This is a genomic window from Stanieria cyanosphaera PCC 7437 (assembly GCF_000317575.1).
Lineage (GTDB): Bacteria > Cyanobacteriota > Cyanobacteriia > Cyanobacteriales > Xenococcaceae > Stanieria > Stanieria cyanosphaera.
Genome location: NC_019748.1, coordinates 3,867,660 through 3,880,369 on the forward strand (window position 1 = coordinate 3,867,660; position 12,710 = coordinate 3,880,369).

The following is a 12,710-nucleotide window of genomic DNA, read 5'->3' on the forward strand; positions in this document are numbered from 1 at the left end:
CAAAGCACATCAAGAATATCAATCTGGAGAGATTTTTCGTGGTTCTGTTGAAGATGTAATTGCAGAGTTAAACAATTGAAAATTAAGGTAAGGTTTTAAATAATGCGATCGCTTTTGAATAATAATAAACTTTTTTAAATAGCGATCGCATTAAAAAATTATTATACCCAATTAGTCGCACCACCTACAGCACCAGTTAGACCAGTAATATTTTGTTCTAATGTAGCCAATCCTGTTTGTTCATTAATTAGTATTTGTTGTCCTTTGGAAGTATAACCAAAAAGATTTCCATCATCGTTAAGAGATAAACCAAATACCTCTTTATAACCTATGTTACCTACTTTGACTGCTGTGCCATCTAAATTAATTTTGTATAAAACATCGCTTGTTGAGCCTTTTGAAGTTGCCCAAAAATATTCATTATCAGGATCAAAAACAAGATCTCCATGACTTAAAAAACTAGAACCCAAATCAGATACTAGATTAGCCTTACCAGTTTTTGTATCAACTTTATAAAATTTAGAACCTCCAGCAGCATACAAAATATTATCAGAAGTAAAACCGAGAGCATTAAAACTACTGCCACCTAAATTGCCGATTAAAGAAAATTGTCCACTAACAGGGTCTATTTTGTACAATTGAGAGAAAGTAATGCCGAAAATTTCGTCTCTGTCTGATGAAGCAATATCAGTCAAATTGACTCCTTCTAAAAATGAAGTAAAAGCACCTGTTAAAGGATCAAACGAACCTACTTTACTATCTCTTGTTGATAACAAAATATTAGCAGTAGAAGAAGGAGTATAGCTTACACTGAGATTGTCGTAAAATACCGAATTAGGAAATTTATCAGTTCCTCCAATAAATTTAAGTGAGTGAATCAGTTTTTCATCAGTAGTAAGGGTCAGTGTTTTAGAAGTAAATTTTATTCCATCAGTAAGTAAAGTTCCTTCAACTTCTCCTATTAATACACCTTGTTCATCAAATGCTTGAATGATGAGATTATCCGAAAAATCGTCTCCGTAATCACCCATCGTAATTGAAACAGTATTTACAGAGAGATTATCATTTAATTCAAGAGTAAAAGGAGTATTACTTGTTGCAAATGCAAATGGATCCAGGCTATGCTGTTCAAATTCTAGTGGTTTTGCTTGCTTCTCTGTATTATTAATAATATCAAAACCAGTTGTTCCACGTTTTAAAACACCAATATCTAACTTTAACTCTGTTAATTTTCCTGTACGAGTAGTGGTGACGGTAGACTCTATATTTTCAAAGTCAACAACGGTAAGTCCAAACATAATTGAAATTTTCCCAGATAAATTTTACTTTACCTTTTTCACAATAATTCTTTATTGATTTATTGATTTATCATATTTTTACATTTGCTTATTATTTAGTTTTCTATTTTCTAGAGTTTTTTTATTGTAATAATTTGTGAATTATTCAAGACTCACTTTGTTGCCTTGTTAACCTTTTTACTCAAAGGTGAAATTAAGGAAATATATCTCAAAAAAATATCCTAATTTCGGAACTATTTCAAAAGCAAATAATATAGTTTTCCTGTACCATTAAGTAAGCCAGCGCGATCGCCTGCCTGTTGACCACTACCTAAAAAGATATCTACTCTGCCTGCACCTTTGATCGCACTACCCGTATCTTGATCTAAGACATAGCGATTGACATTCTGAATGGTTAATGAACCGTTTTGGTTAGGATAGGGAATAGGAGCAACGATCAATCCTAAAGCACCAGGAGGCATAATTGATTTATCCGTAGCAATAGAGCGATCGCCTGTCACAGGTACATTTAAACTTCCTGTTGGTAGTTGTCCATTTGTTTCTCGAAAAAAGATAAAACGATTATTTCTAGGAATATATTTATCTAAAGCTTCGGGATGAGTCTTAAAATAATCAATTAATTTGGGTAAAGTTAATTCTTCTAAAGTAAAAATACCTTCTTTAACTAATTCACCACCAAGACTTTTATAAGGATAATCGGTACTACCATCGTACCCAACTGTGATAGTTCTACCATCAGTAAGTTTTAATTTAGCTGAACCTTGTACTTGAACTAAAAAAGCTTCCATGCGATCGCGTAACCAAACTATTTCTGAACCAGCTAAAATACTTTTATTTCCTAACAAACCATCTTTTCCTTCTAATTGCAAACGACTAGGATGAGGTTGTGACCAATTAGAAAAGTTAGTAGGTTTGCGATAGAGAGGATAACGATATTCTTCTGTAGGAACAGCACTAGCTTGATAAACTGGCTCAAAGTAACCTGTAAAAGCTACTGTACCTTGATTATCATTACCAACAGATTGATAAAAATTAAATTCTGCCATTACTGCTTGTTGTAGTTCGTATGGAGATTTAGCAGTCAGTAGCAGTTGACGAAAACGAGTTAAAGAACGACGAACTCGGTCTACACTAAATTCAGCAACAGAATAATTTTGGTAAGCTTTGACTGCTGCTGGAGTATTAAGATAAGAAAGACTATGGTCAATCGCTTGAAGAAGTGCTTGTAAATCTCCTGGTTTTTCTACACTACTCCATAATTGCTCGTCTATTCCCACAGAAGAAGAATTAATTTCTATTTTTTGTAAAGGTGCTGCTGTGGCAACTAAACTATCCGCAATCAAAACAGAAAGCCCTATAGTTAAAGTGAGGGCTGCAAGTGAGTTTTTCATTTACCAGTTCAATTTATAAATTTCCCAAGCCTAGTGTCTCCTTTTTGAGAGTTTTTGTTTCCAGATCAATTAATAGGATCAGAAATAGTTTTTATTCCCGATCCCTGAAAGTTTTTAGGCTACTTCATGTCCAGTTGCTACGATGATTTGTTTAATTGATTCTTCTGAAGCTTCAGTGTTGACTGTCACTTTTTTGCTAGTAAGATCGATATCGACTTCAGCTTCTGGTTCATGAGTCTTAATTGCTTTAGTAACTGTCTCAACACAGCCTTCACAAACCATACTAGGTACTTTGAGTTCTATCGCCATAAATATAATTTTTCAAGTAATTAAGGTCTATTTCTATCCTAAGAAATTATTGATTCTAAATTCAAATTTTTGCTACCATTTCAACACCGCAGCCTCAATACCTTGTTCGCGACGAATTTTGCCGTCTTTTTCAAACCAGGCAACAATTTGAGTATGGGTTAATTGATCGAGACTAACCCCAGTCTCTTGAGCAATAATTTGTAATAATCTGAAAGAAGAAATAGTTAGACGAGTTAAAAACTTTTCTGAAGAAGAAAGCAATGCCTTATCGACATCGGCTGACTCTTCTGGAGATAAAAAAGCAATCGGAGATGGTTGCGCTTGATTCATGATTTAATGCTCGATCAATTGGATCATCTATTTAGAGATTAGCGATTGAGCAACAAAGATTCAACTTTTTCCAATAACTCTTGTGGTTGAATAGGTTTACCAAGATAACCCGTTGCACCTAAATCCATTGCTTGTTGACGATGGCGATCGCCTGTACGAGAAGTTGCCATAACTACAGGTATTTCTTCCCAAACTGGATGAGAACGGATCTTTTGAAGTAATTCAAATCCATTAACTCTAGGCATTTCAATGTCTGATAAAACTAAATCAATTCTGGTTTGATGCTGATCTAAAACATCCAACGCTTCTTGTCCATCTCGGCAAACGATTACTTGATAGCCAACGGCTGATAAGATTTTTTCTAACATCCTTCTGGTAGCTACCGAATCTTCTGCAATTAAAATTGTACTGCTTTGACTGCTTAAAGTTGGTGATGGAATAGAAACAGGAATATTTGCTACAGCCGATTTAATTTCTAACCCTTGAGGTAAGATCACGGGAATAACTTCTCCTGTACCCAGAATAGTACAACCAGCTAAATAAGCAGGGATCGGAATAGTATCATCAAAAGGTTTAACAATTAATTGATCTTCTCCGAGTAAACTATCTACTAAAATAGCTAATTCTCCCAAAGCAGTCTCTAAGACAATGGCAACTTTAGCTTGTACGGAAACTAAAAGCGATCGCGGACAAGGTAGTAAACTGGCTAATGAAACAATTGAAACTGTTTTTTGATGCCAATTGATCGCTGTTTTTTCTGAAGTAGTCCAATCAAGTTCGGAGTAAAGTAGGGTTTCTTTGACGCTGTTACTAGGAATAGCAAGAATACGATTTTGTACTTGTGTCAGTAACAAAGACATTAAACTCAAGTTGAGGGGTAACTTGATTGTAAAAGTAGTACCTTGACCAAATTGAGTCTGAACTTGCAGATTTCCTCTTAATTTACGGATTTGGGTACGAACAATATCTAAACCCATTCCTCGTCCAGATAAATCGGTGACTTGGGATGCAGTAGAGAAATCTGGTAAAAAAATCCAGTTAATAATTTCTTCTGAACTAAATTGATTAAATTCTCGGTCTGAAGGACAAATTCCTCTTTCTTTGGCTCGTTGATAAACTTTCTCTAAATCAATTCCTCGACCATCATCTTGAATTTTAATAACTAATTGATTGTTATTAACTTTAGCATCTAAAGCAATTGCGGATGTTTCTGATTTATGATGTTTTTGACGTTCTTCTGGTGATTCAATCCCATGATCAAAAGCGTTATTGAGTAAATGAGTCAAGGGTGTCTGTAACTGTTCTAATAATACTTGGTCAACTAAAGTATCTTGTCCTTGAATTTCTAAATGAACTGATTTTTGATAACGTCGATTCAGAGTTTGAATTTGGGGAATAAATCTCTGTGCCAAAATCCGAAAAGGAACTAGACGAGATTCCGTAACTTTGGTATAAAGAGTGCCGAGGTTTTTTTCAACTTGTTCTAAATCTTCCGTAACTTCTTGATTAACTAAGTCTAAGTCAGTACGAGTTTCTTGAATTTGCAGCATCAATTCTTGGAAAGTTTGTAGACTACTATGAAGTTCGGTATAACGGTCTAACTCTAAAGAATCGAATTCAAGATTATTATTACCAAAAGTAGAATTACCACCAGCAATAGATTCAATTGCCAGTTGATTGTAAAGATTTTGAATTTGTTCTCGTAATGGTTCAAACTGACGAGTAAGCGATCGCAAACGTTGATTGGCTTGTTTGAGTTGTGTCTGTTGTAAGAATAATCTTCCTTGAATTAAAATTAATTCTTCAACATTATTGGTAACTCCTTCAAGATTTTGCAGAGGAATCCTAATTTGAGCAAGAGCAGTTTTTTCGACTTGAGGAGTAAGAGTTTCAGTAGCAGCTTGAGGATTGAGATATTGTTCTCGTTTAGTTCTTAATTGCTTAATTACTTCTTGAGCAAAAGATAAAGCTTCTTGAGCTTCTAAATCAACAATTGCCATCGTTAAAGGAGCAACCATTTCGATTAACCAAACTAAATTAAGAGTTTCTCCTAAAAAAGTGCATTCCTCAACAAAATTTTCTAAACACTGTTGAATTAGGATTTCTGGTGCATCTTCAGGTATTTCTTCCACAGTAGTTAAACTACTTTCTAAATCATTAGTTAAAGCGTTAATAACTAAAGTATTTGGTACTGAAGTTGCTACCGCTACTTCACCCTCTGGTTCAAGTTTCTCCGCAACTCTATTTCCTTGTTCTAGAAGATAGCTGTCTCTTTGATTTCTTAAAAGAGAGATTATTTCTTTAGTGAAAAGTAAAGATTCTAAGATCGCTGACTCAGCAAGCACCGAAGATAAAGGTGCAACGTTTTCGACTAACCAAGTTAAATTAAGAGTTTCTCCTAAAAAAGTACATTCATCAATAAAACTTTCCAAACATTGCTTAATTAAAATTTCTGGTGCATCTTCAGGTAGTTCTTCTACATTGACAAAACAAGCTTCTAAATCCTGAGTTAAAGCCTTCTCAAGAAAATTATTATTATCCTGTGATTGTGATGTAATTTGATTAGTCGCAACAGAATTTCCTAAAACCTCTAAAGCAGCAATTAGATTACCATCAGCAACAACATCATCAACTGTCCGCGCTTGAGTCAAAACAAAAGCAATTTCATTAATCGCACTTTCAACTAACGTCCAAGCAGAGTCAATTTCTTCGATCTGATTTTGTTGAATGCCTTGCAGCACATCTTCTAATTTATGTGCCAATTCTTGCAGACTAGGTAAAGCAGCTAGCCCTGCTCCACCTTTAAGAGAATGAGCAGCCCGCAAAATAGAAGTAAAATCAGGAGAGCCGTAACGATTGTCAAATCCTTCGGTTAAAGCTTGCAGATATTCAGGCGCGTCTTCATCGAGAAAGCATTGACGGGCTTCTTGAGTAATAGCTGCGAGAATAGCTGGATCTAGCTGAGAACTCATAACTGGTAACTGGTAATTGGTAACTGGTAACTGAAAATACTAAGACTGCAAGCGGAACTGAGCAACTGAAGACTGTAGAGTTTCAGCTTCTTTTACAAGATTGCGGAGAGATTCCACTACTTCTTTGGCTTCTTGTGAAGTACTCTTAGCAATAGTTGCCACCCCTGCCATTTTTTCGTTAATTAGTTGAGATGTACTAGTTTGAGCTTGGGTATTGGTAGAGATCGATTGAAGATATTGGTCAATTTGTTCGCTAATCTGTGCTAAGACTTGAAGCGTTTGTTTAGTTTTGCGGACTAATTCTGTTCCTGTGACTACTTCGGTCGTACCTACTTCCATTGCTTGAAGTACTTCGGCAGTTTCTTGTTGGATATTACCGACTAACTGTTGAATATCTTTGGTCGCTTCCGTAACTCGGTCAGCTAAACGACGAACTTCATCTGCTACAATTCGGAAACCTTCACCGTGTTCTCCTGCACGAGCAGCCTCGATTGAAGCATTAAACGCCAAAAGGTTGGTTTTTTCGGAAATACTTGAAATAATTTCGACGATTTGAGAAATTTCTTGAGAAGATTCAGCTAATTGTTTGACTTTTTTAGCTGTATTAGCTACCGTATTCCGTATTTTTTCAATACTTTCTACGGTTTTATCCATTGTGGTATCACCTTTGTGAGCTTTATTCAAAGCAACTTTAGCAACTTTAGCTGCTTCTTGAGCCGAATTTGCTACGTCTTGAATGGAGTTGTTAATCTCGGTAATATTCTGTAATGCCTGATTAATTTCATCAGCTTGATTGACAGCAGCCGAAGATAATTGGTTTACCGAACTTTCTCCTGTTTGAGATAGTTCACTAACTTCATTGGATACTTGTTGTACTTGTAATACGAGTCCTCTTAATTTACGAATCGTGGCGTTAAAAGCGTCGGCAATTGATCCTACTGCACCTTCTGTTAATTTAGCCTCAATAGTTAAGTCCCCTTTTTGCGCACCTTCAATATCTAAGAGAAGGTTAATTACTTCTTGTTGTAAGCGTTCTTTTTCTTGCTTTTGTTTCTTGGCTTCAATTTCTTGTTGAGTTAAAAAAGTCTCAAGCTGTTGAGCCATTGTGTTAATATTTGACCCTAATTGAGCTAATTCATCAGTTCCTTGAGTTTCTAGACGAGTATCTAATTTTCCTTCACCCAGTTTTTGAACAGCAGTAGTAAATTTGAGAATCGGAAGAGTACCTTGATAAGCAAGCCAAGTAGAAATCGCTGCTACTAGTAAAACTGTCATACCCGTTCCAATCGTCAAGGCTATAAGTAATTGTCTTTGAGGTGCAAAGGCAACTGCTTCATCAATTCCAATCACAGAACTCCAATTTAGCTCTGGTAATCCTTCCATTGCAGGGAAAGGCGCATAGGAAACCAATTGCTTTGCATTATCTATTTGATCTGTAGCAAAAATAGTACCTACTTGTTTGGAATTAACTAGAGTGTCAATTCCAGGGAAGTCTTCTACTAGCTTACGTCCTACCTGTTCTGATTCTGAAGCAGCAAAAAAAGTACCATTGGCATCAACCAAGTGATATTCTTCTTCATTTGTACCAAAGTTTTTAATGACTTCTTCTACGTTTTCAATCGGCATTCTTGCTCGCACTACGCCAATCATTTCTTTGCTTTCTTTGTCAATAATTGGTGCAGCAACGTGAATTACTGCTTTTCCTGAAGATTGAGAGATGTTCGGTTGGCTAATATAGGGTTTTTTAGTTTTAACTACTTCTTGAAAATAGTCTCGGTCTTTGTGGTTGTCTAGTTTTGGACCTTTAGATTGTACTAGTAGATTGCCATTAAGATCGAAAGCAGCAATGCTGTCATAGTTGGTATAACTAGCTAAATAGTTATTAACAATTGATTCTTTTTCCTGTTGGCTAGTTGAGTTTCTAATAAGTGGATTGATTAAAATACCCTGTTTAGCAATAATCTGAATATCGGTATGTCGCTCTTTCATAAAACGATTAAGTTTATCAGCTATTGCTATAGCAGTAGTTTGTTCTGTTTGAGTAATTTGTTTGTTAAGAGATTGCCATCCTAAATAATATGCAATTGCTCCAACCCCAATTACAGGAACGGTACTAATCGTCAAAGCAAATAAAGTAACTTTCCATCTTAAAGTTAGTTTGTTCCAGAAAAAACTATCCTTGGAAACTTCTGATTTAACTGTTTCTTCTGTAATAGTTGAAGTTTGAGTTTGGGTAAGATTAGCTAAAGCTTTTTGAGCAACCGCACCATAAGTACCATTAGCATCAAGTTCTAATACTTCTTGATATATTGCGATCGCTTTATTGATTTCACCTGCTTTTTCTAAATTATTAGCTTCAAGAATTTTGCCTACTAAATTACTAGAATTATCTACAATAGATTGATTTTGTTGTTGCTCAGACATTCACATTTCCTCTCAAATAATTGATAGTTTAATTAGACTGGAAGCAGTTCGGATTTTTGGGATAATTCTTTAAATAACTGTTGAACATCTAATAAATAAAATAAAATATCGTTTTCTTGAAATTGACTAACAAATGAATTACTAAATTGGGATTTAGTTTGAGTTGATAAGATAGACAAACTATCTAATTTAATTGAAATGACTCCTTCCAATCCTTTTGCTGTAAAAGCTACTTTTTTAGTGATTCCTTCGATTTTAGTGGTTAAGACTACTGCAGTTAATTTTTCTAGAGAATTAACTTGAAAGGAATTTATTTTAAAAAATTCTTCTGTATCTAAAACCCAAAGTAAATTCCCTCGATAATTAGTTACTCCATACCAAAACTGAGCGATTCCAGGAATAATAGCAATTTCTGTAGGTTCAAGCTTAATTACCGTTTCAACATCGGTTAATGGCAAAGCAACTTTCCAAGGTGTTGAAAGACTAACACTGAAATAATTTTGAATCATTAAATTTTGGCTGAAATTTTATAAACAGCAGGACGCATCTTAAATGATTAGTTAATTAAAACCAATCAACATTAAGAATTAACGCCCTACTAAGATAAACAACTGAAATTTTAATGAGCGTGTTGTGTTACCATTTCAATTAGTTGTTGAGGAACATATGGTTTAGTAATGTACTCATTTCCTCCTTGACGTAAAGCCCAGAAACGGTCAAAATCTTCGGACTTAGAACTACAAAATAAAATGGGAATTTGTGCTAACTTTTCTTCAGACCGAATTTTACGACACAAATCTAAACCACTCTCTCCAGGCATAATAATATCGAGCAAAATTAAATTAGGAGGAGCATTACTAGTTAACCAATTCCATCCAGCTTCAGCGTTTTCGGTAACAACTACATTAAATCCTGCGTGAGACAATAAAGCTGAAATCATTTGTCTTTCAGACTGAGTATCTTCTACCACTAATATCGTTTTCATCAAAATCTCTTCCCGAAAATAACTTTACTTTTTCTCAGATATATAGTTCCCTAAACTTGACTTAAAATAACAATAAGCAACTCAATTAAATAGAAGTTGTGGGTAAAGATAATTCTTGAACTAGTGCGATTAACTGATCTGGTTGGAAAGGCTTGGTTAAATAATTAGTTGCACCAACGAATTTTGCTCTCATGCGATCAATAATACCGTCTCTTCCTGTCAACATAATGATAGGAATTTCTTGAAACTTCTGAGAACGACGCAACATACTGCACAAATCATAGCCATTAATATCGGGCATATTAATATCCATTAAGATCAAGACCGGCTGTTGACGAGATAAACCTCTAAGAGCATTAGCAGATTCCGTGATTCCAATTACGTCATAACCTACCGACTCAAGAATCATTTTTACTTGTTTTTGGACAGTGTTACTATCATCAATACAAGCAATTAGTTGACGTTGCGAAGTAGCAACTTCTGATGGTTGTTTTTGATTGATTTGAGGTTCGATTTTTATACTATTTAACTGAGAAGAATTATTGGCATTGTCAGGAGCAACTTTTTCTACTGTTTTAGTTGTTTGCTCTTGCCAGGGTAAGATTTCAATTAATTTCTCTTTAATAAAGGGTTGTAAAAGCTTGATTAAATGTAACGGTTCTATCTCAAGTTTTAAGGACAATTGATAAAGAGAATTCTTCTGTAATAATAAATCAACAATAGTAGATAATTTACCAAAATTAATTAAATGATTTTGTTCGCTATTTTCAGCATTTTTTTTCCAAATTTTATAAAAATTAAATGTACTTTTGTGGTCTAAATAAATACGATTAAAGGGTGAATCACAATAATCAAGTACTTCTTGCCAGCCGAGAATAAATTGTTTAGCTTTGGTCGCTAAGTCTAGCCAAGAAAAATTAGTAATAGCATCGTTAATTAGTTGATTAGCGATAAGTTCAACTTCTGCTTGTTTAAAACTTAAAACGTGAACTAAAGCTTCTTGACTACAATTGAGTAAGAATTGTTGTAATTCTGATTGAGGTAAGTTTTGTTGAGCTAAGTAATTACATACTTGTTGATATTCCGAATTTTTGAGCGTTAATTCAGGTAGATTTAAATTAGGTTGAAATTGCTGCCATAGATAACTTAATCTTTCTGCTTGCCCAGTTGCACTTGTAGCATATTGTAATTCTCCATTATTTAAATAAAGCTGCCAATTAACTGAATGGTCTTTAGGTTGAGAAACTACTAGACAACCAGACCATTGTCTTTCAGAAGCTTTTTTTAAGATCTGAAAAGTATTCGCAAGATTAGAAGTCATGGATGCTTATCAAAATTACTGATTCGATTTATATAATTCCCAAAAACCCGATCAAATTACCTTGAACAAGAAAGTTTTATGACTGTAGTGATAGCTGGCGATCGCTCTGGCGTAGGTAAAACCACAATTACTTTGGCTATGCTTGCTTATTTATCGCAACCAGGAAAAAAAATTCAAGCGTTTAAAGTTGGACCAGATTATATAGATCCAATGTTTCATCAAGCAGTAACAGGTAAACCTTCGCGCAATCTCGATCCGATTTTAACTTCAGAAACCTATGTTCAATCTTGTTTTACTCGTCACTGTCAGGATGCAGATTATGTTGTCGTTGAAGGGGTGATGGGTTTATTTGATGGTATTGCAAGGAAGCAGAGGGGAAATGGGGCAGAGGAGAAATGGAGATTTAATGATTATGGTAGTACTGCACATATCGCGAGATTATTAGATTTACCTATACTATTAGTTTTAGATTGTTCTCGCTTATCAACTTCGATCGCAGCAATTGTGCATGGTTATCGCACTCTCGATCCAAAACTCAAAATTGCAGGAGTAATCTTAAATCGAGTTGCAAGCGATCGCCATTTAGAATTATTGAAACAAGCTTTAACTGCGATCTCCATACCAATTTTAGGAGTTGTCAGAAGACAAGACCAAATTACTATTCCTGATCGACATTTAGGCTTAATTCCCACTGAGGAATTGCAACAACTCAATCAAATCTTTGATCGATTAGCCCATCTTGCTAAAACCAGCTTTAACTGGCATCATTTATTACTTTTACTCTCCCCCTCTGCCTCTGTTCCCCTCCCCTCTTCTCCCCTTCCTCTCTCTCCTAAAGCTAAAATTGCCGTAGCACGCGATCGCGCTTTTAATTTTTATTACCAAGACAATTTTGATATTCTGAGTCAATTAGGTGCAGAATTAATCTTTTGGAGTCCACTAGAAGATGAAAACTTACCGAAAGATATTCAAGGTTTTTATTTTGGTGGAGGTTTTCCTGAAGTCTTTGCCGAACAACTATCAGCCAATCAAATAATTATTCAACAAGTACACCAAGCAATTAAATCTGGACTTCCCACCTATGCTGAATGTGGTGGTTTAATGTATTTATGCCAGCAATTGATTGATTTTGAGCAAAAAGCTTGGCAAATGGTTGGGATAATTCCTAGTCATACAATTATGAGCGATCGCCTTATTCTAGGATATCGTCAAGCTACAGCTTTACAAGATAGTCCTTTAATCTTCAAAAACCAGACTATTGAAGGACATGAATTTCATCGTTCTCAAATTACTTCTTCTGCTGCTGAACCTCTTTGGCATCTTCGAGGCTATCATTCTCAAAACCAAAGAGTAATGGAAGGCTTCAAAATCTTTCAACTTCATGCTTCCTACCTTCATCTACATTTTGGTGAAAATAAATTTTTGGCACAAAATTTTATTCAATGTTGCTCAAATCAAAAGAATTAGCTACGATAAACATCAGTAAGTCATTCATCAACAATTACCGTTTAGGGACAAAAGGAGGTGATGCCCATGATCGATAGTAGTAAGATGATGGGTCTCCTAGTTGAAGATAGCCGGCTGTGTGCCGGGGCTGTTCTCTAGCAGTCGCTTAAATCCTCTACGGAGGTTAATTTATAGCAATGCTGCTGGAGTTCCTTCCGGCAGTCTGGTTTCAAC

General features: G+C 35.1%; 10 protein-coding genes. 1 reads left to right on the forward strand and 9 read right to left on the reverse strand.

Annotated features, from left to right (window positions below; genetic code table 11):
* Positions 1 to 161: 161 nt before the first annotated feature.
* The 9 genes from STA7437_RS16790 to STA7437_RS16830 all read right to left on the reverse strand — a co-directional run bounded on the left by STA7437_RS16790 (position 162) and on the right by STA7437_RS16830 (position 11,030).
* Positions 162 to 1,298: an NHL repeat-containing protein gene (locus STA7437_RS16790; RefSeq protein WP_015194584.1), complete on the reverse strand. Its 1,137-nt coding sequence runs from the start codon at positions 1,296 to 1,298 to the stop codon at positions 162 to 164.
* A gap of 233 nt (positions 1,299 to 1,531) precedes the next feature.
* Positions 1,532 to 2,689, reverse strand: coding sequence for a murein transglycosylase A (gene mltA / locus STA7437_RS16795; RefSeq protein WP_015194585.1), 1,158 nt, complete (start codon positions 2,687 to 2,689; stop codon positions 1,532 to 1,534).
* Between the two features lie 114 nt (positions 2,690 to 2,803).
* Complete coding sequence (locus tag STA7437_RS16800; protein ID WP_015194586.1) at positions 2,804 to 2,998, reverse strand: heavy-metal-associated domain-containing protein; 195 nt, start codon at positions 2,996 to 2,998, stop codon at positions 2,804 to 2,806.
* 72 nt (positions 2,999 to 3,070) lie between these two features.
* On the reverse strand, positions 3,071 to 3,328 hold the full coding sequence (locus STA7437_RS16805; protein WP_015194587.1) for a hypothetical protein: 258 nt from the start codon (positions 3,326 to 3,328) through the stop codon (positions 3,071 to 3,073).
* Positions 3,329 to 3,366: 38 nt separating this feature from the next.
* Positions 3,367 to 6,300, reverse strand: a complete 2,934-nt coding sequence (locus STA7437_RS16810) for a response regulator (protein ID WP_015194588.1) — start codon at positions 6,298 to 6,300, stop codon at positions 3,367 to 3,369.
* A 39-nt stretch (positions 6,301 to 6,339) separates the two neighbouring features.
* Complete coding sequence (locus tag STA7437_RS26635; protein WP_015194589.1) at positions 6,340 to 8,724, reverse strand: methyl-accepting chemotaxis protein; 2,385 nt, start codon at positions 8,722 to 8,724, stop codon at positions 6,340 to 6,342.
* A gap of 32 nt (positions 8,725 to 8,756) precedes the next feature.
* Positions 8,757 to 9,233, reverse strand: a complete 477-nt coding sequence (locus STA7437_RS16820; RefSeq protein WP_015194590.1) for a chemotaxis protein CheW — start codon at positions 9,231 to 9,233, stop codon at positions 8,757 to 8,759.
* A gap of 110 nt (positions 9,234 to 9,343) precedes the next feature.
* The gene (locus STA7437_RS16825) at positions 9,344 to 9,709 is read right to left on the reverse strand and encodes a response regulator (protein WP_015194591.1); all 366 of its coding nucleotides are present in this window, start codon (positions 9,707 to 9,709) and stop codon (positions 9,344 to 9,346) included.
* An 85-nt stretch (positions 9,710 to 9,794) separates the two neighbouring features.
* A complete protein-coding gene (locus tag STA7437_RS16830) occupies positions 9,795 to 11,030 on the reverse strand; it encodes a response regulator (protein WP_015194592.1) in 1,236 nt (411 codons plus the stop codon).
* A 78-nt stretch (positions 11,031 to 11,108) separates the two neighbouring features.
* On the opposite strand from STA7437_RS16830, the gene STA7437_RS16835 reads away from it, so the two are divergent.
* Positions 11,109 to 12,497, forward strand: a complete 1,389-nt coding sequence (locus STA7437_RS16835; RefSeq protein ID WP_015194593.1) for a cobyrinate a,c-diamide synthase — start codon at positions 11,109 to 11,111, stop codon at positions 12,495 to 12,497.
* The last annotated feature ends 213 nt before the right edge of the window (positions 12,498 to 12,710 follow it).